Genomic DNA, 21,028 nt, shown 5'->3' with positions numbered 1-21,028 from the left:
GAGCGTTCTGGTCGCCCGCATACGCACCGCGCCCAGGCAGCACAAATCGCGTACGTGGCCCGGGCTCCGTGATCCGGGCTCCGTGGCCCGTGGCCCGGGCTCCGTGGCCCGTGATCCGTGGCCCGTGATCCGTGGCCCGTGATCCGTGGCCCGTGATCCGTGGCCCGTGATCCGTGGCCCGTGATCCGTGGCCCGGGGCCCGGGGTCCGGGGTCTGCGGTTCGAGTCTGCGGTTCGGGATGACGGGGTCCGGGGAAGGGGGAAGCCGGGTCGGGTCCCTCACTCCCGCAGGCGTCCGGTCCGGCCTGGACGGCCCGATTGCCCCTGCCCATCGCTCCCGGTGAGCAGGGGGCGGTGGCGTCCGACACCGGACCGGGTGCCCCTGGGCTCGTCTGCCGATCACCACGGCGGCTACCAGCACCAGCGCCAGCCTTACGATCCGCCCACCCAACACACGCCAGCAGCGAGGGTCAGCCGGTAGGCAACAGCGTCCAGCAGACGCCAACCACCAGCACCCAAGCCCCACCCGGCCGACGCCAACGATCAGCGCTCACCCTGCGACGCGCCGCGCCTGAGCCGACGCCGATGGGAGGCGTTCGCGTCTGGCAGTTCGCCACGCCCATAGGACCAATGCCACCGTCAGGGCCAGCAGCATCCACGCGAGTTGAGGCCGGACCACCTCCCTGAGCCAGTCGAGATCCTCTGGCTGCCCGTTAACTCTGGCCGGGAGGTATGCCAACGACAGGACCAGCAGGTGGGCGACCACGAACCTGTCCACCGTGGAGGCTGCCACCAGCGCCAGCAATCCGAGGGCCAGTCCGTCGTACCAGGGCAGGATGTACGGCGTGGCGAATACGTAGGCGACCATCAGCCCGGCCGCCACGACCGGTGCTTCAAGCCCGCCGTTGCCGTGCGACGCTGCCCAGCGGTTCGACCAGCGACCTGCGCCGTTACTCGTCCCACCTTTCGCGTCGTTGCTCGGCCCACTCCCTGGGTCGTTACTTGTCCCAGTTCCTGGGTCGGTACTCGGTCCGCCCCATGGGGCGTCACTCACCCGGCTCGTCGGGTGGTGGCTCACTCCGCTCGAGGTGGCATTGCCTGGTCCACCTGCCGGTGGGTGGGTCACTGCGCTCGATATGGCGCTGCTTGGCTCGCTGGCTGCCCGGTAGCTCGTTGTGGAGGTCGTGTGGTGGCCAGGTCCGTTCGATGGGAGGGGGGTTGCCTCGTTGCTCGGGGTGGGTGCTGGGGGGAGGCCGGGTTGGCGGGAGCGGGAGGCCAGGCGGAGCAGGGACCAGGCGAGGAGTGCGAGCACCAGGAGTGAGCCGATCTGGATCTCTCCTCGGTAGGCGCTGCCTGTGCCCACGATGGACTGAAGCCAGCCCTGGACGAGCTTCCAGAACGAGGCGTGGGAGATCGACTTGCTGGTGCGCGTCATCGGGGCGATCGCTTCCGGGCCGACGATCGCGTACCCGATGACCACTACCGCGAGTGCGCAGGCCGCCATGAGGGCCAGGCGGGCAGGCCGGCGTCTTAGCTCCCAGGCGGGTCCGAGGGCCACGAGGCCGGCATTGACCTTGATCGCCACTCCCAGCCCGAGCAGGGCCCCGGATCCTGTGGGGCGGCTTCTGGCCAGGAGGGCGGCGACCATGCAGGCGATGGCGAGGGTGTCCACGTGCATTCCTGCCACCAGTTGGTAGAGCAGGAGGGGGTTGGCCGTCCACAGGAGGGCGGCGCGCAGGCGTCTGGTCGGGTCGTCTCTGGTGAAACGGTCGATGAGCAGGCCCGTCGCTATGAACGCGGCGGCGTTGAACAGGGCCAGCACGAATATCGTCAGGCGGAGGGAGTCGCCGCCGATCCAGCTCGCCACCGCTTGTACGGCCGTGGCCACCGGGCCGTACACGCTCGGCTCTTCGCGCCAGGGCTCCTCGACCGCGTCCGCGATGGGGTCGCTCGGCAGGTCCACCGCGCCATGGGTGTACGGGCTGAGGCCCAGTGTCACCATGCGGCCGTAGGCGGCGTAGTTGAGGTGGTCGCCGGAGCCGGATGGCGGTAGGAACGCCAGGATTGCGGCGGCTGCGCAGCCGATCAGGACGAGGAGGCGGGCGTTCGGCAGCCTCCAAAGCTTGCCCGACAGTGCCCCACGCGGCGCATTTGTCCCCGTCGCGTCGGTCCCGGGCCCGGCTGTCCCCGGCGCAGGGGGTTGCGGCACGTCAGTCCCCGTCATGTCGGTCCGAGGACCGGCTGCTCCCGGCGCAGGTGGCTGCGGCCCATCGGGTTGCGTCGGAGTTGGTTGTGGGGAGGTGGTGTGGTCCGGGCTGGTGGGCGGTGGGGTGGCTGTGGGTGGGGTGCCGGAGGTGGCTGTGGGTGGGTGGGGGAGCTTTGGGGGGCGGGTCAGGGTGAGGGCGGTCAGGAGGCCGAGGCCGCCCAGGGTGATCGCGGCGGCGGCGAAGGCGATCACCAGGTAAGGGTTGGGGTGGACGTCGAGAGAGTACGGCGGCTGCCAGCTGGGGCCGGTCAACGCGGGCACCATCGGGGATGGGCCGAGGAGGCCTATGGTGATCGTCAGCAGGATCGAGGCGCCGATCGCCGCCGTGACCAGCCCTGCGAGCCGGCCCCGTGCCTTTTCGTGCCGCTTCTCCGAAGTCACCGGCAAATTCCAGCACACTCGCGAGGGGGCTTCGGCCGGACGGGACCTTCCTGTGGATAACCGGGATCAGGCTGTGGGTCCCTGTGGAGGGGAAGGCCGCCGCCCTGGCCCGAGGAGGGAAAACGGCTTTGTGGTCGTCCCCAGGTGTGGAGATGGTCAGCGATTGGGGCGGACTTTGTTGAGGTTTTGGGCGATTAGCGGCTCTCGCGTGGCTAGCGCAAGGGCCACGTCCCGGAGTTGGATCGCTCGATGGAGCTGGGCTCGCCAGTCCGTCCCCGTGGCACGGTGGGCCATGTCGACCTCGACCTCCACGATCCGGTACCCCTTGTGGAGCAGGTCGATCGTCAGCGCAGTCTCCACCCCGAACCCGTGCGCCAGCGGACGGGCCGCCTCGAAAGCGGCTCTGGTGAGGCAGCGCTGGCCGTTGAGCGGCTGGACGGGTTCGAAGCCGGTGGCGCGGCGGATGCCTTCCTTCGACAGGCGTACGACCAGGCCGTGGCCGCCCAGCTTCACCCTGGTCGTGAAGACCGCGATGGTCATGTCGGCCTTGCCCGCGCGTACGGGCTCGATGAGGGGTGCGGCGGCGTGAGCCGTCTCGCCCAGGTCGGCGTCGAGGAAGAGCAGGTGGCGGGGGGTGGCATCCTCGTCGAGGAGACGGACGGCCTCTGCGCCGGTCTCCATCGCGGCGGCCTTGCCCCTGTTGCGGCTGTGGCGCACCACCCTGGCGCCGGCCGCGCGGGCCACTCTGCCGGTCTGGTCCCGCGAGCCGTCGTCCACGACCACGACCAGGTCCACGCCTGGCAGGGCCGCGGCAGCCGTGACGGTGGCCGCGATGCGGTCGGCTTCGTTGGCGGCCGGGATGATGACCGCTGTGTCGCCGCTGCTGCTCACCGAGCGCCACCTCCGCACACGACGCTTCCGTTTCTCCTCAGCCGAGCGCCGGGGCCGGGAACGACGTCCGGGCCGTAGCCGGCGACTCGACCCGGGCCGTGACTCGCGACCCGACTCGGGCCGTTACTGCCACCGTAGCCGACGTTCCAGCCACGGTCGGTACGGCAGCGGCAGCACGGCACGTTGTGAGGCGGTTGCAACGTGCCGCGCATGGTGGCATTCACCGCCACCGTCGCCGTCACCATCTCGTGCAGGGCCTCGTGCCGGAGCGCATGCACGACCTCAGGCAGGGCCTCATGCAGAGGCGGGAGTGCTGCCACGAGTGACGTCCCATGCGCAGGCTGAGGCACAGCTGTCCTGCATGTCCCATGTGCCGGCCGGGGTGCTGCCGTAACGCAGGACGTCCCGGCAGGTCGCGGTGCTAATGTCCCGCGCGACGGCGACGCGCCCTCAGGATGCGCTGCTGAGGTCCTGCGCAGCATGTCCCCAGGTCGCATTGCCCGAGTCCTGCACGACACGTTCTCAGAGCGCGCCGCAGGTGCCCGGTGTGCTGCATGCACGAGCAGCGGCGCCGCTGTCCAGCGCGCCGCCCCTGCGGCCAGGGTCGAGGCGACCCCGCTCTGTACGTCCTCGGATCCGAGCACGGATCCCGTCATGAGCCCTCGGTTATGAGGAACTCCTGCGGCACCTCGTCGTACACGGTGAACACCGAGTCGAGCCCGGTGACCTGCAGGATCTTGCGGACCGCAGGACGTGGGGCGGCCACGTCGAGCGCCCCTCCCTGCTCCTTCATCCGCTTGAGCGCAGACAGCAGGACGTTCATCCCCGTGGAGTCGCAGAAATCCACGGCGGACATGTCGATGACCACTCGGCTGGGCCCTTCCTGCAGCAGCCGAGTGAACTCGGACTGCAGGTGAGGCGCCGTATAGAGGTCGATTTCCCCGGTGATGGCAACCAGTGCGCACCCGGCATGTGATCGAGTCGAGACCTTGAGCTCCACATGGGCAGGCTAGCGGCGCGGAGGCTTCCGGTCACGTTGTCACGCCGATAGGGCAACCACAGGTTTTTGTCCTCCGTTTGGGCTCCATGGAAACGGAGAGTACGCGAAGCTTGACAGCGTGACACCGGACACGGCACGACTTCACGGCGAAGGAGGGGCAGGGGCACGACAGACGGGTCCCGCGACGATGACAGCAGAAAAACCTGAAGACCCTCAGCGTCAAGGGCTCCGAGAGCGCCTGGAGAACATCCTCATCCGTACGGAGAAGGCCACCTCATGGCATGACGAAGCAGAGCGCCTCCGCAGCCTGGTGAACCGCGAAGGCTACGTCCCCATCCGCACCCGGCTCGCGATCGAGGACCTTGACTTCCTGGGCGGTGCCCGGGCTGATCTGCTCAGGTTCTTGGAGCTCGGGCTGAGGTTGCTCGAGCTTCACCAACCGAGGGACGCGGGAGGCATCACCAGCGACGCCGCCCATCCGATCCTGCGGTGCAGGAGCTGCATGTGGCGCTGGCCCTGCCCGACATTTCGAGCGATGTCGGAGTCGTTCGGCGCCCCGAGGGATCCGGCCGAGCCGGAGCTCCCGGAGAGCGTCTGAGGGCCGCGCCGGGAGGCCGATACCAGGAGCGCCCCAGCGCCAAGCGTCACGAGGCTGGTGGCAGGGGCGCACGAGCTACCGTACAGCAGGAGGCAGCCGAGGAGCCCGGTCAGGAACGAGCGGGCCGGTCAGCCGGCGACCAGGGGGAGCCGGATCTCGAACCGGCACCCCGGCCCGTCGTTGACCACCCCGATCACCCCGTCGTGCGCCTCCACGATCCCTTGCGCGATGGCGAGCCCCAGCCCCGCCCCGCCGTCGGGCGTAGGGGTACGAGCGGCCTCCCCCCGGAAGGCGACCTCGAACACCCGGGGCAGGTCCTCCTCAGGAATCCCCCCGCAGCAGTCCGCGACCGACAGACAAGCCATCCCCTCCTCATCCACCCCGGCCCGCAGCACCACGGTCCGGTCCGACGGCGTGTGCCGGATGGCGTTGATCACGAGGTTCCGCAGGGCCCGCCCCAACGCCCCCGCGTCGGCCTCCACCGGCAGGGACGCCGACGCCTCGGCCGTCAGGACCACCCCCTTGGCCCTGGCCAGCGGCTCGGCCCCGGCGACGGTGTCGGCCACGAGGTCGGCCAGGCCGATGCGCGAACGCGACAGCCGCAGCGCCCCCGCGTGGATCCGCGACAGCTCGAACAGGTCGTCCACCATCCCCGAGAGCCGTTCCACCTCCAGCTTGATCTGGGCGTGGTAGCGCGCGACCGTGGGCGGGTCGGACACCACCCCGTCCTCCAGGGCCTCGACCATGGCCCGCATCCCGGCCAGCGGCGTACGGAGATCGTGGCTCACCCACGCGACGAGTTCCCGCCGCGCCCCTTCGAGGGCCCGTTCCCGCGCGTACGCCTCCTCCAGGGTGTTCGCGATGGTCTGGAGCTCGGCCGGCAGCCCCCGGGGCGCGATGAACGGCACGTCGCGTACGGCGGCCACCAGCCGCCGGCTCTCCGCGACCACTCGCCTGGCCAGCACGAACGCCACCCCGAGCCCCACCAGCCCACCCACGGCCACCACGCTCAGCACGAAGTCCTTGACGGAACCCTCGATGATCATCTTCATGATGATCGCCACGACCCCGACCAGCGTGGCCGCCACGGCGACCACCACGACCACGGCCATCATCACCCCGATGGACCTGGTACGCAGCCGCCACATCACCCCGATGCCCAGCAGCGCGACCACGAGCCCGAGCCCGGCCGCCACCGCCACGACCATGGGCAGGTCACCGGGCTGCGGCATCAGGAACCGCCCTCCATCGGCTCATACCGGTATCCGACCCCCCACACCGTGACGATCCTCCGCGGCTCGGTCGGATCCGGCTCGATCTTCTCCCGCAGCCGCCTGACGTGCACGGTCACGGTGGAGGAGTCGCCGAACGACCACCCCCACACCTGGTTCAGCAGCGCGGAGCGGCTGAAGGCCTGCCGCGGATTGCGCATGAGATGCGCCAGCAGATCGAACTCCCGCGCCGTCAGCATCACCTCGTCCCCCCGCAGCCGAACCTCGTGCGCCCCCACGTCCACCACCAGATCCCCGTCGCGCAGCACCCCGGTGCCGCCGGTGACGGACGCACCCCGCGCCCGCCGCAGCACCGACTGCACGCGCAGCGCGAGCTCACGCGGGCTGAACGGCTTGGTCACATAGTCGTCGGCCCCCGTCTCCAGCCCGACCACCCGGTCGATCTCCTCGCCGAGCGCGGTCAGCATGATCACCGGTACGGGCCAGCGCTCCCTGAGCTTCCTGCACACCTGCAGCCCGTCGAGCTTGGGCAGCATCAGGTCCAGCACCATGAGGTCGGGCGGATGGGCCAGCGCCCTGCGCAGCGCCTCCGCCCCGTCGCCGACGCATTCGACCTCGTGACCGTCGCGCTCCAGATAGCGCGCGACGACCTCGGAAACGGTCGGATCATCATCGACCACCAGGATGCGCGTGTTCACGACTTCACGGTACGGCCGGGGAACACGTAAGTGTCAGGTACGTCATTGCTTCGTAAGCCTCGCGGATCATGTCCGGAGGACGTACGGTTGCTGCATGGGTAGAGTCGTGATGCTTGTGCTGGGGACCCTGCTGGGTCTCTTCGTGCTGTTCAATTTCCTGCTGCCGATGCTGGTAGGCCTGGTCAAGATCGCTTTGATCATCGGGGTGATCGCTCTGCTCGTCTTCGTCGCGGTCACCGTGGTGGGCAAGTCCTCCCGATCGCATTGACGTTCTTCCTGTTCGACCCGTGGCTGGTCGGGATCACCATGCTGGCGATCCTGCTGCTGGCCACGTGGGCAGCCACGTTCCTGCCCATCCTCAGTGGAGGGCCGCCGAGCTTTCCGCTGAGTTACGCGCGCCGTACCGCCTTCCAGCGGCAGCGCGACCCTGACGCGGCCGGTCGCTCGCGTCCACGAGCCCCTTAGGCATGCCCCGCTTCATCGTCAAGCGGGGCTCCTCGTACGAGTGAGCCCTTTTCCCTCATCTCACTCCAAGTAGGGCTCATGATCGATTCTCTTGTCACGTTCGTCATCAGCATGTCCGGGGGCAGTGCCGCGCTGGGCATCGTGCTGTTCACCCTGGCCGTACGGCTCCTGCTGCTCCCCCTGAACGTCCGCCAGTCCCGGACCATGAAGCTCCGCCAGCGGCTCGCCCCCAAGCTGCGCGAGCTCCAGAAGCGCCACGCGCGCAACCCCGAGCGGCTGGCCAAGGAGACCTCGGCGCTGTTCGCCAAGGAAGGCACTTCGCCGTTCGCCGGGTTCTTGCCGATGCTGGTGCAGTTTCCGTTCATGTGGCTGATGTACCGGGTGGCCACGCATCCGACCGCGCTGGCCGGACATACCCTTTTCGGCGCTCCGCTGGGTCAGCAGGTCGCCGGGGCAGTGGCCAATTTCGGTCTGGTCAGTGCACCGGTTTTGGTCTTTGTATTGGTCATCGCGCTGGTCGCGGTGGTGGCATGGTTCTCCGCCAGGAACATCAAGGTGACCGAGGACCAGCCGGACTGGCTGAAGCGACTCCTGCCATGGATGCCGTACGGCTCCGTGCTCGCCACGCTGGTGCTGCCGCTCGCGGCCGGGCTCTACCTGCTCGTGTCCATGGCATGGGCCACGACCGAGCGGGCGGTGCTGGCTAGCCGGCCTCTCTGAGGGCTGTGACCTGCCCGTTCATCGACCCGCGAGGAGCGGGCAGGATGGCCCACACCGTGGTCGTGTCACCGTCGTGCCGGACCCCCCAGCTCTCCGCCACGTACTCCACGATGCCGAGCCCCCGGCCCCCGAGCGACGACAGGGTCGGGCGGCCCGCGCGCGGCTCGGTCGCCGCACCCCCGTCGCTCACCGCCACTTCGATGTGATCGTCACTCCGAAGCCACGCCACTCTCACCATCCCCGACGGAAGGGGATGCGCGTGCCTCAGCGCGTTGCTCAGCAGCTCGCTCACCACGAGCACCGCGTCATCGATCGCCGTCGAAAAAACCCCGCTGTCCTGCAGCTCAGTGCTCAGGCGCTGGCGGGCGACGGCGACGCTGGACGGCGCGTACGGCAGCAGCACCACGCTTGACACACCCACCTCCCCGTTCCCTGTGCCCCCCGCGGGAACACTCCCCGGTACGACCGAAATGCCCCGTTACTCGATCCCAGAAACCGCATCTCGATCACAGCTTGTACACATTGGACGATAGATCAGCTCAACTGTGACCACCTCGTTACCGCCTCGGTGTGTCGGATCCGATAGTGAAACTAGGCCCCCGACGCTCGCAGTTCGAGACGCATCCGTGTGCCGCCTCCGGGTCTCGGGTGCGCGCTCACGTCTCCGCCTTGGGCCCTGGCGAGGCTGCGGACTATGTAGAGACCGAGCCCCACTCCACCAAACCGTCTCCGGTCGCCGCTGTCCACCTGGACGAACCTCTCAAAGATCCTCTCTCGGTCAGTAGGGGCGATACCGACCCCTTCATCGTCCACGACCACGATTACGTTGTCGGCCTCGGCCCAGGCCTCCACGCTGATCAGCCCGCCCTTGGGTGAGTACTTGAACGCGTTCTCCAGCAGCTGCCCCAGCACGATGTCCGTGGCCAGGGCATCCCCCAGCACATTCGGCAGCCCGTCCTGGATGACCACCTCGACCCGGTGCTTGTCCGACAGCGCGGGCAGCCCGAGCGTGGCCGCGTCGATCCGCTCGGCCAGGTCGAACTCCTCGATCCGCACTTTGAGCTCGTCGGCCCCCGCCCTGGCACCGAGCAGCAGGTGGTCCATGAGCTCGCCCAGCGACCTGGCCCGCTCGGAGATCGTGTGCACGGCCGAGCGGCGTTCGGGGTCGCTCATCTTGTCCCAGCGCCGGTCGAGCGTGCTGGCGAACCCGCGCACGATCGTGATCGGCGTACGCAGCTCGTGGCTGGTCGTGGCCAGGAACAGGTCCTTGGCCTCCTCGAGCTCCTTGGCCGTGGTCACGTCGCGGAAGTCGATGACCACCTCGCCGGTCTCCTCGATCTGCGCGCTCACCACGTCCAGCCACCGCCCGGTCTCCATCTGGAACGTGACCTTCTCGCCCGGCTTGGGCAGCGGGAACGGCGGCGGCCCGCCGATGACGGCGTCGGCCGGGAACGCGGTGAGCTCGGCGGCGGCCGGGTTCCACCGGACGACCCGCCCCGATCCGTCGAGCACGGCGATGCCGTCGGCGCTGGCGTCGAAGACGGCCTGCTCGTGCGCCCGCTGCCGCACCGCCTCCTGGTAGGCCACCGCGTTGCCGACGGCGATGCCCGCGTGACCGGCCAGGAGCTCCAGCAGCTCCAGTTCGAGGTGTCCGGGTGTGCTCTGGGCGAACAGCGCGTACAGGGCCCCGTACGGGCGCCCTCCGACCGCGGCAAGGCCCAGTGCGATCGTGTGCAGCCCCTTCAGCCGGGCCCAGACCAGATCCTCGAGCCCGTTCGACTCCAGCATGACGGTCTTGCCGGTGCGTAAGAGCTTGTCGACGAGGCTCGTGCGCAGGTCCGTGGTGGTGCCCCTGATGGCCTCCGGGAGCTGGTACGTGCTGACCAGCCGTAACCGTTCACCCTCGATCAGCACGAACCCGCCCGCGTCCGCCCCGGTGAGCTCCGTGAGGCTGGCCGAGATCCGGTCGAGCACGGCCGACAGCTCCAGCTCGGAGTTGATGTCGCCGACCACGTCGGTGAGCCGGCGCACCAGCCTGGCCCGGCGCGCCATGCGGTCCTTGGCCACCTGGTCGGCCCGCGCGAGGTGGTGCACGCAGACGTACCCGGCCACGGAGCTGCCCAGGCGCAGCGCGCTGATGTCGACGCGCACGTCGAGCACGGTCCCGTCGTCGCGTAGGCGCTTGGTGCGGACCGAGACCTGGCCGCCGGTGCGCACGCGTTCGAGCACGGCGTTGTGCTCGGCGGTCAGCTCGCCCGGCACGATCGGCGCCCGGCGCCCGAGCATCTCCTCCGCCGTCCACCCGAACAGCCGTTCGGCCGCCTCGTTCCAGACCAGTACGCTCTGATCACGGTCGACGACCACGACGGCGTTGGGCGAACCGGCGAGGGCAGCGCGAGCTATTTCGTCGTCACTACCGGCCCATTCGTCCCCCACTCCTCCATAGTGCACGTGGCGTGGTGAGTGCGTCGGGCGATCCGTCCGATACGCTGCGGTCACGGTGATTCTCGGCGGCGGGGAGGCTGGCGGCATGTCGAGCAACGATCTCGATGCCCTGTTGCGCGTGACCTCCAGCACCTATCGAGGTGAGGCGCCTCCTGACATCGCGTTCGGCCCCTATGACGGGGCCGTCGGCAGGCTGATGCTCGCGGTCACCGGCAAGGGCATCGCGGCGTGCAGCTTCGAGCCGGAAAACGCCGTGTACGAGCTGCTCACGAGGCACGTGGGCAGGTTCATCGGGCCGGATCCGCGCCGGCTCGACCCGGTGCGCAGGGAGCTGGACGCCTACTTCTCCGGCCGCCTGCGCGCGTTCACCACGCCCGTCGACCTGGCGCTGGCGACGTCCTTCGCCCGCACGGTGCTGCAGAAGACGATGGCGGTCCGGTACGGCACCACCACGACGCTGGAGGAGATCGGCGCGAGCATCGGCAGGCCGCGCGCGCTGCGGGCGATCGGCAACGCGCTGGCCTCCAACCCCGTGTGCGTGATCGTGCCGTGCCACCGGGTGGTGCGTGAGGACGGCGCGCTCGGCGACTACGCGGGCGGCGTGGCCGCCAAGCAGCACCTGCTCAACGTCGAAAGGCGCGCGTCGACCAGCTGATCAGCAGGGTGACAAGCACGGCGACGACGGCCGCGCCGAGCGCCCCGTTCATCCACGGCTGCCGGGTGAAGCCGATGGCGTCGCGGACCCCCTGCCAGAAGCCGTCCCATGGCTTGAGCGTGGGCGCGGAGGTCGTCAGCCAGTACGCCACGAAGCCGAGGGCCCACGGCACCAGCCTCGACCAGCGCGAGGGCGCGTTCTCCGCGGTGTTCCAGCTCCGCGAGCCGCCGAGCACGAAGTAGTCCACGGCCAGCACCGCGAACATCGGCACGAACACCGCCCCGATCACCCCGAGGAACGCCCCGTACGAGTTGACGTCCACGACCAGGGCGATCGCCACGCTCAGCACGCCGATGGCGACGGAGAAGACGCGCCGGTCCACCCGCGGCATCAGGTTCTGCAGCGAGACCGTGGTGGAGTAGACGTTGGCGAACGACTGGTCGGTCTCGCGCAGCACCAGGATCGCGAAGAACAGCGCGCCCAGCGGCACCGCCACGAACGCGCCGAACACCGACGTCCCGTCGGCCGCCACCTTGTCGGCCCCCGCCATGGCCACCGCGAACACGCCCAGGCCCAGGCAGGCGACCTGTGCCAGCGTGTAGCCGCCGACCACGCCGGTGAACGCGGCCCTGCTCGACCTGGAGTGCCGGGCGAAGTCGGCCGCCATCGGCACCCACGACACCGACAGCGCGATCACGTAGTCCACGGCGGGCGCGAAGGCCGTCCAGGACCCGCCGGTGTGCGCGGGCGCCCTGGTGAGAAAGAACCAGGCGAACCACACCATCGACACGATCACGCCGATGGTGACGTACCGCCGCAGCAGCCTGACGGACCCGAGCGGCCAGATCGTGAGCGCGGTGGTCAGCACCCCCGCCGCGATCACCCACACCTGGTACGGCACGGCGCCGAAGATCGCGCTGGCCGCCTTGGCGATCACCCACAGCTCGAACGCGGCCCAGCCGAGCATCTGGACGATGTTCAGCACCGTGGGGACGTACGAGATCCGCGCCCCGAACAGGCCCCGCAGCAGCACCATCGCGGGCTGCCCCGTCTGGGTGCCGGGGACGGCGGACAGGCCCACCATGGCGGTGCCGATCAGGCTGCCGACCACGGTCGCCAGGAGCGCGGCGGTCAGGCTGAGGGGAGCGTCGGACAGGGGGTTGAGCAGGAGCAACGCGCCGGAGAAGCCCAGGAGGCTGACTCCGAGATTCGCCCAGAGCGCGCCCTGATCGAGCACGCCCAGGGTCTTCGGCGGCCTGCCTTCAAGAGTCAGCGGAACTTCGTCGACGACATGCGTCATCGCACACTCCCTACGCCGGCATTACCCGGACAGGTTCAGGCGGTCGGCAGCGGATCTATGGCTGCCCTCTCAGCCCGGCGCACCCCGAGCTCCCGCGACAATCTGCAGTTGGCGCCCTCATCATGCCTCAGCGACGGCGAAACCGCCACAGTGGGGCCTTTTTACGCCACGAACGGCTGCTGCCCGGTCTCGCTGACCATCGGGCGGCTCGCGAACTCCCACGACTGCATGCCGCCGCCGACGTTGACGGCGTCGCGCCCGAGCTGGTTGAGCCAGGCCGCGACCTGCAGGGACCGGCCGCCCACCCGGCAGACGACGTAGACCGTGCGGTCGCCGGGCACCTCGTCGACCCGCCCCTGTATCTGGGTCATGGGGATGTGCACGGCCTCCGGGGCGTGCCCCGCGACCCATTCGTCCTGCTCACGGACGTCGAGCAGGTAAGCGTCTGCCGGAACGGCACTGGCCTCGATCTCAGGAACGGTCATGACTCCATCATCTCGCGCCTGGCGTCGTAGGCCGCACGCGCCGCGGCGATCTCCTCCTGGTGCGTCTCCGTCCAGGTGACCAGCGACTTGATGGTCTCGTGCAGCGTACGGCCGAGCGGCGTGAGCGCGTAGTCCACCCTGGGCGGCACGACGGGGTGCACCGTGCGGCTGACCAGGCCGTCGCGCTCCAGCTGGCGCAGGGTCACGCTGAGCATGCGCTGGCTGACGCCGTCGATCTCGCGGCGGAGCTGGGTGAAGCGCAGGCTCTGGCAGTCGAGCAGGGCGATCACGAGCAGCGACCACTTGTCGGCGATGCGGTCGAGGATCTGGCGCACCTCGCAGTCCTCGCGCGTGTCCCACTGGCGCACGTCGTAGTCGTCGAGCGGTTCCACAGTGCCTTCTTCCGTCGAGCTCACTTGAGAAGGCGGGACAGCCGGCGGTCGGCGAGGGGCTTGCCGCCGGTCTGGCAGGTGGGGCAGTACTGCAGCGAGGAGTCCGCGAAGGACACCTCGCGGATCGTGTCGCCGCAGACGTCGCACGGCTGCCCGGCCCGGTTGTGGACCCGCAGCCCCGACTTCTTCTCCGCCTTGAGGTCCTTGGCCGCCAGCCCGTGCGCCCGCTCCACCGCCTCCCCCAGGGTGGTGATGATGGCCTCGTGCAGGTCGGCGATCTGCGCGTCCGTCAGCGTGGCCGCGATCTTGAACGGGGACATCTTGGCCGCGTGCAGCACCTCGTCCGAGTACGCGTTCCCGATGCCGGCGATGATCTTCTGGTCGCGCAGCAGCCCCTTGATCTGGGTGCGGTTGCCGCCCACGATGCGCTTGAGCGCGTCGACGGTGAAGGACTCGTCGAGGGGGTCGGGGCCGAGTGCGGCGACGCCGGGGACGTCGTCCGGGTTCTTGGTGACGTAGACGGCCAGGCGCTTCTGCGTCCCGGCCTCCGTCAGCTCGAACCCGGGCGCCAGGCCCTCCTCGTCGGGCGCCAGCCGGACCCGTACCGCGAGCGGGCCCTTGCCGGGACGTACGGGCTTCGCGCCCGACAGGTCGTCGCGCCAGCGCAGCCACCCCGCCCGGGCCAGGTGGATGACCAGGTGGAGGCCGTCGCAGTCGAGGTCGAGGAACTTGCCGTGCCTCGACACCCCGGTGATGGTCAGCCCGCCGAGCGCGGTCACCGGCGGGTCGAACGTCTTGAGCGCCTGGAAGGCCACCACGTCGATCCCCAGGACCGTGCGGCCCACGGCCCGTTCGCGCAGGAAATGGGTGAGCGACTCCACTTCGGGAAGTTCCGGCATGTCCCCAGGGTACGTGCGCGTCCGGCCGTCCACAGCCTGTGGACGGCTACGGCACACTCCAGAAGGCCAGCTCGTGCGCCATCCCCTCGGCGAACAGCTCCTCGGCCCGCGCCGGGTCCGGCGCGGCCTCGTCGATCATCTGCGCGATCCGCGCGGTGAGCGCCGCGAAGGCCGGATCCGCGTACGTGTCCACCCACGCCCGATATTTCGACTCAGCAGGGGAAATTTCCGCCAATATCTGTCCGAGACTCGAATATCCCCACATACACGGATAAAGCGCCGCCAGCCCCTCCCCATACGACGCCGCCGACTCCAGCAGGAACGCCGTGTACGTCGCGCACGCCGGCCCCTTCACCGCCCCCTCCAGATCGGCGCCGAACTCCGCCGACAACGACCTGTGCAGGCTCAACTCGTCGTGGTACGTGGTGTGCGCCAGGTCCACCAGATCACCCAGATGCCCGTCGGGCGCCTGCCAGGCCAGCCGCGCGAACACCCGTACGTAGTCGAGCAGGAACAGGTAGTCCTGCTCCAGCCACGACCTGAACACCGCCTCGGGCAGGTCGCCACGCGCGATGCCGGCCACGGTCGGATGGTCGAGCTGAGCCCGGAGCAGCGGGCGGCCGACGGCGTGCAACTTCTCCGAGACAGTCATGGCTGGGAGGTTAGTGTCGAAGCATGACTGTGACGATCGCCGAAGAGCTCCTCCTGCTCGCCCACGACGACGAGAAGGGCACGCCGCTCGTCGCCGGGACCCAGCTCGACCCGGCCCTCGCCGGCGCGCTCCTCGCCGAGCTGGCCGTCAACGGCCGGCTGGAGCTGTCGGACAAGAAGGTGACGGTCATGGACCCGTCCCCGCTCGGCGACTCCGAGCTGGACGCCACGCTGGCCCGCATCGCCGAGGAGGGCAAGGAGCGCAAGCCCGCCTGGTGGGTCCAGCGGCTGCAGTCGGCCAAGCTGCGCGGGCGCCTGCTCACCAGGCTGGCGGAGTCGGGCGTGCTGACCGAGCAGCGCGGCAAGGTGCTGGGCATCTTCCCCACGACGCGCTGGCCTGAAGCCAACCCCGACGTGGAGGCCGCGGTCAGGGACCGGGTGACCAGCGCGCTGGCGGGCGCCGACCCCGACGCCCGCACGGCCGTCCTGATCGCCATCGCGCACGCAGCCAAGCTCGACCGCAAGGCCTTCCCCGAGGCGAGCAGGCAGCGCGTCAAGGAGATCGCGGAGGGCGCCTGGACGGCCGACGCGGTCGCCCAGACCATCGCCGCCATCAACGCGGCCATGATCGCGGCGGTCACCGCGGCGACCGTCGCCGCGACGACCTCCACCTCCGGGTGAGCCGCGCTAGTTGCCGGTGTCGATGACGTCCTTCGGCACCGGCTTGTCCTCCTTCAGGGCGTTGAAGAGGGCCAGCGCCTTGGGCCGGTCCGACTTGATCGCTTCGCCGCCGTCCGCGAGCCGCTCGGTGCCGCCGAACGGGACCACCGTCGTCACCGGGCTGTCGCCCATCGCCAGTCCCAGCGACAGCAGGTCGAAGGCGCCCGTGCCGCCGTCGACCGAGACCGCGTCGGTGGCGCTCATCGCCAGCGGGATCGACGTGAACGGGTTGATCAGCACTCCGGGGCTGGCCGCCTTCTTCACGACCGCGCCCAGGAACTGCCGCTGCCGCTTGGTCCGCTCGAAGTCGGGCAGCGCGCCGCCCTTGCGGGTCCGTACGTACCCCAGGGCCTGGGCGCCGTTGAGCACCTGCGTGCCCTTCTTCAGCTTGAGCCCGGCCTTCGGGTCGTCCACGGCGGCCCGTACGTTGATCTCGACGCCTCCGATGGCGTCCACGATGCCGACGAATCCGGCGAACCCGATCTCCATGTAGTGGTCGATGTGCACGCCCGTGACCGACTCCACGGTGCGGACCAGCAGCTGAGGCCCGCCGTTGTAGGCGGCGTTGAGCTTGTCGCGCCTCTTGCCCGGGACGTCGACGGCCAGGTCGCGCGGAAGGCTGACCAGCGTCGGCTTGTCGCTGCCCTCGGGGATGTGCAGCAGCATCATCGAGTCCGTACGGTTCCCGCCGGTCGCCCGGCCCGTGGCGAGCTTCTTGCGCTCGGCGGCCGACAGGCCCTTGCGGCTGTCGGAGCCGACGAGCAGCCAGTTGGTGCCAGGGGTGTCGGCGGGCCGGCCCGTGTATTCGTCGAGCACGCCGTCGATGCCCGCGATTCGGGAGTTGATCCAGAAGAGCATGCCCACGCCCGCCACCAGCAGCACGACCAGGAGCCCGCCGACGATCTTCAGGATCGTCTTGCCGGACACCCGCCTGCGGGGCTTCGACGGGTCCGAGGGGCCGCTCCTCGACCGCAGCGGCTTGACCGGACCGCCGCCACCGCCGGAGCGGGCCCGGCCGTACACGCGCGAACGACCCTGGGGCGGCTCGTCCGGGGCGGAGCCGGGAGAGGCGGCGCCTGACCCCGGCTCGGGGTACTGCGGGGCCACAGGCAGCTTGTGCGTGGGCGCAGCCGGCCCACCGGGGGGCGCCGACGGGACCTGGTGGGCCGGCGCGCCCCCGGCGCGCAGACCGTCACCTGGCCTCGGCGGCAGCGGGCGGCCGTCGCCTGGTGAGCGCATGGCCCGCGTACGGTCGTCCTCAGACACTTCGCCTTCTTCCCTTCGGTTTGTCATAAACGCTACGTCGAACCCCTTACCAGTGAAGACACTCGGCCAAGGTTTTCCCATGGAAAAGTACGCAGAACCAGGGAAGAGTCACCACGGAAACATAGATGCCACCAGCATCGTTACGGTTATGGACGACCTCTATCGAAGGGAAGATCGTGTCCGCTCCGGACCCGTGGAGTCTTTGCCCGTGCGCCAGCACGGGTTCCTCTGAGAGCTCACCATGGTGAGCGCCTATCTGGGCCTGCTGGCCCTCATCCTCCTCACGGCGGCGACCGGCTACTTCGTCGCTCAGGAGTTCGCCTTCGTGGCCGCCGACCGCGCCCTGCTCCGCGAGCAGGCGGCGGCGGGTGACCAGGCCGCCGAAAAAGCGCTCCAGGTCACGTCCCGCCTCTCCTTCATGCTCTCCGGTGCACAGCTCGGCATCACCGTTACCGCACTGCTGGTCGGCTTCCTGGCCGAGCCCGCGATCGCCACGATCGTACGACCATGGCTGACGGACACCGGACTGTCCGACACCGTGATCACCGGACTTTCGGTCGCCATCGGGGTCTTCGTGGCGACCGTGGTCCAGATGGTCCTGGGCGAGCTCGCGCCCAAGAACCTGGGCATCGCCAGACCGGAGCCGGTGGCCAAGTTCCTGGCGAGTTCGACGCTGGTCTACCTGGCCGTGGTGGGCCCGGTGGTCAAGCTGTTCGACTCGGCGGCGACGGGCCTGCTCAGGCGCGTGGGCATCGAGCCGGTGGAGGAGGTGGAGCACGGCGCGACGCCGGAGGAGCTCTCCCGCATCATCGAGGAGTCGACCATGGCGGGCGAACTCCCGCCGAGACTCTCCGACCTGCTGGAACGGGCCCTGGAGTTCGGCGACCGCACGGCGGAGGAGATCATGGTCCCCCGCCCGCGCGTCGTCGTGCTGCGCTCCGAACAGCCCATCTCGGACCTGATCGAGATCATGCGCAGCTGCGGCCACTCCCGCTACCCGGTCATCAACGAGGACGGCGACGTCATAGGCGTGACGGGCGTACGCGAGCTCCTCTCATCGGGCCTGCAGGAGGGCGAGATGGCGAGCATCACCCGCCCGGCCCTGCTGGTCCCGGATTCGGTCCCGCTCCCCGCCGTGCTCGACCGGATGCGCGTGGCCAAGGACGACATCGCCTGCGTCATCGACGAGTACGGCGGCCTGGCCGGCGTGATCACGGTCGAGGACCTGGCCGAGGAGCTGGTCGGCGAGCTGGTCGACGAGAACGACCCGGAGCCGGCCGGCGTGGTCGAGCACCCGGGCGGCATCTGGGAGGTCCCGGGCAGGCTGCGGCTCGACGAGGTCGAGCGCGCCACGGGCGTCGCGCTCCCGGAGAGCGACGACTACGACACCCTCGCGGGCCTCGTCCTGGCCAGGCTCGGCAGGATGCCCGACGAGGGCGACACGGTGACGGTGCCGATCGAACAGGACACCGACCCCTTCGCAGAGGACGAGCAGGAACACCTGGCAGAGCTGACAGTGATATCTCTCAACCGCAGAGTGCCCGAGTGGGTCCGCGTGGCCCCCGTCCAGCACGCGGAGGCGGCCCGATGACCATGCTCGTCGTCAGCCTCGCCCTGCTGGCCTTCAACGCGCTGTTCGTGGCCGCGGAGTTCGCCTTCGTCTCCGCCAGGCGCCACCGCCTGGAGGAGATCGCCTCCCGCAACAACCGCCTGATCAGGCTGGCGGCCAGGTCGGCGGTCGGCGGCACCAAGCAGCTCTCCCTCATGCTGGCGGGCGCCCAGCTGGGCATCACGCTGTGCACCCTGGGCCTCGGCCAGGTGACGGAGCCCGCGATCGAGCACACCCTGGAGCCGGTCTTCGCCGCCCTCGGCGTCCCGGAGGGCCTGCGCATGCCCATCGCGCTGACGATCGCCCTGGCCCTGGTGACCTTCGTCCACATGGTGGTGGGCGAGATGGCGCCGAAGTCGTGGGCCCTGACCCATCCGGAACGCTCGGCCCTGCTGCTGACCGTCCCCTTCCGCGCCTTCACCTGGGTGATGCGCCCGCTCCTGTCGTCCCTGAACGGCCTGACCAACCTCATCCTTCGCCTGTTCGGCGTCCAGCCCAGGAACGAGCTGGCCACCACCAGAACCCCCCGCCAGCTGGCGATGCTGGTGGGCGAGTCAGGCCGCATGGGCCTCCTGGACCGCGACGAACACGACCTCCTGACCCGCGCCCTCCGCCTGGACGACGAGGGCATAGAACGCCTGATGATCCCCATAGGCCAAGCGGTCATGGTCCCACCCCAGGCAAACGCGAAGGAGATCAAGGAAGCGGCGGCAAAGAGCGGCCACCTCAGACTCCTGGTAGGCACGCCAGGCAACGTAAGAGGCGCCCTCCACGCAAGAGACGCCCTCCTACAGCCGGCAAGCAAGGCAGAAGACCTCTGCCGCCCGCTACCGAAGCTCCCGTGCGTAACCCAGGTCCCAGAGGCGGTAACGGCCCTACAGGAGGCAAGAGCCCACCTGGCACTGGTGACAGCTCAACCTGGCGACGTAATCGGCATGGTGAGCCTCACAGACCTCCTCGGCGAACTCCTGGACACCAGAACCCTAGCCACTGTGACGTAAAACACACCGACAAGTCACCCGAAAGCAGGTTGCAACCAAACGGGCGTACCGTCAAAACACGGCACGCCCGTTACCAACAGGTTCTTGAAAAGAGAGACGCCCCCTCTTGCGATCCATCAAACACTTCGCCAGTGTGGGTCTGCCATGACAGAAGACAGAAGACGCCAGCGGCGATGGAGGGTCTGGGAGCCCACTCCCAGACAGGGGGGTCCGGGGGACCTCCCCCGGAAAACGCTGGGGGCCCGGGGGTTATCCCCCGGAATAAATGACGAGGGGACCCACGGAAGCAAGCCAAAAGCTTGCGACCAAGAGTCCCCAGTCACCGAGTGGGCGAGGAGGGATTTGAACCCTCACGTCCTTTCGGACACACGGACCTGAACCGTGCGCGTCTGCCGTTCCGCCACCCGCCCTTGTGGGTGCGGAAAGAACACTAGCACGGAACAGCCACTGGTACTGAACCCGGATACGATCGCATAAGACACGGGAGCGGAGGAGCTGGGCGCGACAGCCGACGAGCGCCAGGGATGCCGTGACGTGGAACGAGCGGGAACCGGGCGCCGGACGCGTCTGGGGGCCGCGATCATATGCACGGAGGAAGGGAGGTACCCGGTGGGAGTCCTTCAGCGCTTCGAGCGAAGGCTCGAAGGCTTGGTTGAGGGGGCCTTTGCGCGGGCGTTCAAATCTGACCTTCAGCCGGTCGAGGTCGCCAGCGCGGTTCAGCGGGAGATGGATGAGCGTGCGGCGATCGTCGCTCAAGGTCGCACGCTTGTGCCCAACGACTTCGTGGTTGAGCTGTCCACGACCGACAGCGAACGGCTTGAGGTCTACGCCGACAGCATCAGTCACGAGCTGGCCAACCTTGCCAGGGAGTACGCCAAGGAACAGGGCTACTCCTTTGTGGGACCGGTCCGGGTCCGCTTCGAGACCGCCGGCGATCTGGCTGTGGGGCTGTTCCGCATCAGGTCCGGCGTCATCCGCGGCGCGACGGTCGAGCAGGACGAGATTCGCCAGCCGGCGAGCGACCTGCCTCCGTCGAGGCCGAACGCTTTCAACGGGCGGCCGAGGCTGCTCGTCTCCACTCAGGACGACCCGCAGGGCGACCGTTCCTACGAGCTCACCACTCCGGTGACCTTGCTCGGCAGGGGCACCGACTGCGATCTTCGTCTGGTCGATCCGGGAGTCTCGCGACACCATGCGGAGTTGCGGGTCGAGGGCCAGACGGTGGCCCTCGTCGATCTCGGGTCCACCAACGGCACTTTTGTCAACGGCCAGCCGGTACGCAGGATCGAGCTCCAGAACGGCACGCGAGTGACGTTGGGGCGCACGACTCTGGTGTTCCGGCGCGATTAGGGGTA

The 21,028-nt window shown here is 69.3% G+C and carries 22 protein-coding genes, 1 tRNA gene and 1 riboswitch; of the genes, 9 read left to right on the top strand and 14 right to left on the bottom strand.

Annotated elements, in window-relative coordinates; all coding sequences use genetic code 11:
- Window positions 1-549: 549 nt before the first annotated feature.
- From mptB to ACIHFD_RS25065, 3 genes are all read right to left on the bottom strand, one after another.
- Window positions 550-2,646, bottom strand: coding sequence for a polyprenol phosphomannose-dependent alpha 1,6 mannosyltransferase MptB (gene mptB, locus ACIHFD_RS25075; RefSeq protein ID WP_397368919.1), 2,097 nt, complete (start codon window positions 2,644-2,646; stop codon window positions 550-552).
- A gap of 156 nt (window positions 2,647-2,802) precedes the next feature.
- Window positions 2,803-3,537 carry a glycosyltransferase family 2 protein gene (locus tag ACIHFD_RS25070; RefSeq protein ID WP_397368918.1) on the bottom strand — a complete coding sequence of 245 codons (735 nt, stop codon included), beginning with the start codon at window positions 3,535-3,537 and terminating at the stop codon, window positions 2,803-2,805.
- Window positions 3,538-4,189: 652 nt separating this feature from the next.
- Window positions 4,190-4,537: an STAS domain-containing protein gene (locus tag ACIHFD_RS25065; RefSeq protein ID WP_185069723.1), complete on the bottom strand. Its 348-nt coding sequence runs from the start codon at window positions 4,535-4,537 to the stop codon at window positions 4,190-4,192.
- A 187-nt stretch (window positions 4,538-4,724) separates the two neighbouring features.
- Here ACIHFD_RS25065 and ACIHFD_RS25060 point away from each other — a divergent pair, with 187 nt between their 5' ends.
- Window positions 4,725-5,135, top strand: coding sequence for a hypothetical protein (locus tag ACIHFD_RS25060; protein ID WP_397368917.1), 411 nt, complete (start codon window positions 4,725-4,727; stop codon window positions 5,133-5,135).
- Window positions 5,136-5,263: 128 nt separating this feature from the next.
- Here the strand turns inward: ACIHFD_RS25060 and ACIHFD_RS25055 are convergent, their stop codons facing one another.
- On the bottom strand, window positions 5,264-6,367 hold the full coding sequence (locus ACIHFD_RS25055; protein ID WP_397368916.1) for a sensor histidine kinase: 1,104 nt from the start codon (window positions 6,365-6,367) through the stop codon (window positions 5,264-5,266).
- A complete protein-coding gene (locus ACIHFD_RS25050; protein WP_350732414.1) occupies window positions 6,367-7,065 on the bottom strand; it encodes a response regulator transcription factor in 699 nt (232 codons plus the stop codon). Before ACIHFD_RS25050 ends, ACIHFD_RS25055 begins: the two co-directional genes overlap by 1 nt.
- A 94-nt stretch (window positions 7,066-7,159) precedes the next feature.
- On the opposite strand from ACIHFD_RS25050, the gene ACIHFD_RS25045 reads away from it, so the two are divergent.
- The 3 genes from ACIHFD_RS25045 to ACIHFD_RS25035 all read left to right on the top strand — a co-directional run bounded on the left by ACIHFD_RS25045 (window position 7,160) and on the right by ACIHFD_RS25035 (window position 8,250).
- Window positions 7,160-7,333, top strand: coding sequence for a hypothetical protein (locus ACIHFD_RS25045; RefSeq protein ID WP_185079462.1), 174 nt, complete (start codon window positions 7,160-7,162; stop codon window positions 7,331-7,333).
- Entirely contained in the window at window positions 7,330-7,530 is a 201-nt protein-coding gene (locus ACIHFD_RS25040; protein WP_350732412.1) for a DUF6412 domain-containing protein, read from the top strand. The genes ACIHFD_RS25045 and ACIHFD_RS25040 overlap by 4 nt, the downstream gene beginning before the upstream one ends.
- A 78-nt stretch (window positions 7,531-7,608) precedes the next feature.
- The gene (locus ACIHFD_RS25035; protein ID WP_397368915.1) at window positions 7,609-8,250 is read left to right on the top strand and encodes a YidC/Oxa1 family membrane protein insertase; all 642 of its coding nucleotides are present in this window, start codon (window positions 7,609-7,611) and stop codon (window positions 8,248-8,250) included.
- On the opposite strand, the gene ACIHFD_RS25030 is transcribed toward ACIHFD_RS25035, so the two are convergent.
- Complete coding sequence (locus tag ACIHFD_RS25030) at window positions 8,234-8,665, bottom strand: ATP-binding protein (RefSeq protein ID WP_350732408.1); 432 nt, start codon at window positions 8,663-8,665, stop codon at window positions 8,234-8,236. The two genes, ACIHFD_RS25035 and ACIHFD_RS25030, sit on opposite strands and share 17 nt — an antisense overlap.
- A 176-nt stretch (window positions 8,666-8,841) precedes the next feature.
- A complete protein-coding gene (locus tag ACIHFD_RS25025; RefSeq protein ID WP_350732406.1) occupies window positions 8,842-10,686 on the bottom strand; it encodes a PAS domain-containing sensor histidine kinase in 1,845 nt (614 codons plus the stop codon).
- Window positions 10,687-10,780: 94 nt separating this feature from the next.
- Here ACIHFD_RS25025 and ACIHFD_RS25020 point away from each other — a divergent pair, with 94 nt between their 5' ends.
- A complete protein-coding gene (locus ACIHFD_RS25020) occupies window positions 10,781-11,350 on the top strand; it encodes a methylated-DNA--[protein]-cysteine S-methyltransferase (protein ID WP_397368914.1) in 570 nt (189 codons plus the stop codon).
- Here ACIHFD_RS25020 and ACIHFD_RS25015 read toward each other — a convergent pair.
- The 5 genes from ACIHFD_RS25015 to ACIHFD_RS24995 form a co-directional block, all read right to left on the bottom strand.
- Window positions 11,319-12,650, bottom strand: coding sequence for a purine-cytosine permease family protein (locus tag ACIHFD_RS25015; protein ID WP_397368913.1), 1,332 nt, complete (start codon window positions 12,648-12,650; stop codon window positions 11,319-11,321). The genes ACIHFD_RS25020 and ACIHFD_RS25015 overlap by 32 nt on opposite strands.
- Window positions 12,641-12,756: riboswitch (TPP riboswitch) on the bottom strand. Its footprint overlaps the gene before it by 10 nt.
- 55 nt (window positions 12,757-12,811) lie before the next feature.
- Entirely contained in the window at window positions 12,812-13,135 is a 324-nt protein-coding gene (locus ACIHFD_RS25010; RefSeq protein ID WP_350732401.1) for a rhodanese-like domain-containing protein, read from the bottom strand.
- Entirely contained in the window at window positions 13,132-13,527 is a 396-nt protein-coding gene (locus ACIHFD_RS25005) for a helix-turn-helix domain-containing protein (protein ID WP_350732399.1), read from the bottom strand. The genes ACIHFD_RS25010 and ACIHFD_RS25005 overlap by 4 nt, the downstream gene beginning before the upstream one ends.
- Window positions 13,528-13,547: 20 nt before the next feature.
- Entirely contained in the window at window positions 13,548-14,426 is an 879-nt protein-coding gene (locus ACIHFD_RS25000; RefSeq protein WP_397368912.1) for an Fpg/Nei family DNA glycosylase, read from the bottom strand.
- A 46-nt stretch (window positions 14,427-14,472) separates the two neighbouring features.
- Complete coding sequence (locus ACIHFD_RS24995) at window positions 14,473-15,078, bottom strand: TenA family protein (protein WP_397368911.1); 606 nt, start codon at window positions 15,076-15,078, stop codon at window positions 14,473-14,475.
- Window positions 15,079-15,101: 23 nt separating this feature from the next.
- Here ACIHFD_RS24995 and ACIHFD_RS24990 point away from each other — a divergent pair, with 23 nt between their 5' ends.
- Window positions 15,102-15,758, top strand: a complete 657-nt coding sequence (locus tag ACIHFD_RS24990; RefSeq protein ID WP_397368910.1) for a GPP34 family phosphoprotein — start codon at window positions 15,102-15,104, stop codon at window positions 15,756-15,758.
- A gap of 6 nt (window positions 15,759-15,764) precedes the next feature.
- Here the strand turns inward: ACIHFD_RS24990 and ACIHFD_RS24985 are convergent, their stop codons facing one another.
- Window positions 15,765-17,063 (bottom strand): LCP family protein, encoded by a 1,299-nt coding sequence (locus ACIHFD_RS24985; RefSeq protein WP_397368909.1) that lies wholly within the window; start codon window positions 17,061-17,063, stop codon window positions 15,765-15,767.
- Between the two features lie 241 nt (window positions 17,064-17,304).
- Between ACIHFD_RS24985 and ACIHFD_RS24980 the strand changes: the two genes are divergently transcribed.
- Together ACIHFD_RS24980 and ACIHFD_RS24975 are read left to right on the top strand one after the other, a co-directional pair.
- Entirely contained in the window at window positions 17,305-18,654 is a 1,350-nt protein-coding gene (locus ACIHFD_RS24980) for a hemolysin family protein (RefSeq protein ID WP_397368908.1), read from the top strand.
- On the top strand, window positions 18,651-19,673 hold the full coding sequence (locus tag ACIHFD_RS24975; RefSeq protein WP_397368907.1) for a hemolysin family protein: 1,023 nt from the start codon (window positions 18,651-18,653) through the stop codon (window positions 19,671-19,673). The genes ACIHFD_RS24980 and ACIHFD_RS24975 overlap by 4 nt, the downstream gene beginning before the upstream one ends.
- A 327-nt stretch (window positions 19,674-20,000) precedes the next feature.
- Here the strand turns inward: ACIHFD_RS24975 and ACIHFD_RS24970 are convergent.
- Window positions 20,001-20,083: transfer RNA gene (locus ACIHFD_RS24970), tRNA-Leu, on the bottom strand.
- A gap of 199 nt (window positions 20,084-20,282) precedes the next feature.
- Here ACIHFD_RS24970 and ACIHFD_RS24965 point away from each other — a divergent pair.
- Window positions 20,283-21,023, top strand: a complete 741-nt coding sequence (locus ACIHFD_RS24965; protein WP_091081864.1) for a DUF3662 and FHA domain-containing protein — start codon at window positions 20,283-20,285, stop codon at window positions 21,021-21,023.
- Window positions 21,024-21,028 lie beyond the last annotated feature (5 nt).

Source organism: Nonomuraea sp. NPDC051941 (assembly GCF_044593615.1).
Note: the sequence above shows the minus strand (reverse complement) of the source record. Positions and strands in the feature narration are given on the sequence as shown.

Bases quoted from the DNA above. Each gene is read 5' to 3' on its own strand.
- ACIHFD_RS25060 (WP_397368917.1), top strand. From the start codon at position 4,725: ATGACAGCAGAAAAACCTGAAGACCCTCAGCGTCAAGGGCTCCGAGAG.
- ACIHFD_RS25055 (WP_397368916.1), bottom strand. From the start codon at position 6,367: ATGCCGCAGCCCGGTGACCTGCCCATGGTCGTGGCGGTGGCGGCCGGG.
- ACIHFD_RS25045 (WP_185079462.1), top strand. From the start codon at position 7,160: ATGGGTAGAGTCGTGATGCTTGTGCTGGGGACCCTGCTGGGTCTCTTC.
- ACIHFD_RS25035 (WP_397368915.1), top strand. From the start codon at position 7,609: ATGATCGATTCTCTTGTCACGTTCGTCATCAGCATGTCCGGGGGCAGT.
- ACIHFD_RS25020 (WP_397368914.1), top strand. From the start codon at position 10,781: ATGTCGAGCAACGATCTCGATGCCCTGTTGCGCGTGACCTCCAGCACC.
- ACIHFD_RS25015 (WP_397368913.1), bottom strand. From the start codon at position 12,650: ATGACGCATGTCGTCGACGAAGTTCCGCTGACTCTTGAAGGCAGGCCG.
- ACIHFD_RS25010 (WP_350732401.1), bottom strand. From the start codon at position 13,135: ATGACCGTTCCTGAGATCGAGGCCAGTGCCGTTCCGGCAGACGCTTAC.
- ACIHFD_RS25000 (WP_397368912.1), bottom strand. From the start codon at position 14,426: ATGCCGGAACTTCCCGAAGTGGAGTCGCTCACCCATTTCCTGCGCGAA.
- ACIHFD_RS24995 (WP_397368911.1), bottom strand. From the start codon at position 15,078: ATGACTGTCTCGGAGAAGTTGCACGCCGTCGGCCGCCCGCTGCTCCGG.
- ACIHFD_RS24990 (WP_397368910.1), top strand. From the start codon at position 15,102: ATGACTGTGACGATCGCCGAAGAGCTCCTCCTGCTCGCCCACGACGAC.
- ACIHFD_RS24980 (WP_397368908.1), top strand. From the start codon at position 17,305: ATGGTGAGCGCCTATCTGGGCCTGCTGGCCCTCATCCTCCTCACGGCG.
- ACIHFD_RS24975 (WP_397368907.1), top strand. From the start codon at position 18,651: ATGACCATGCTCGTCGTCAGCCTCGCCCTGCTGGCCTTCAACGCGCTG.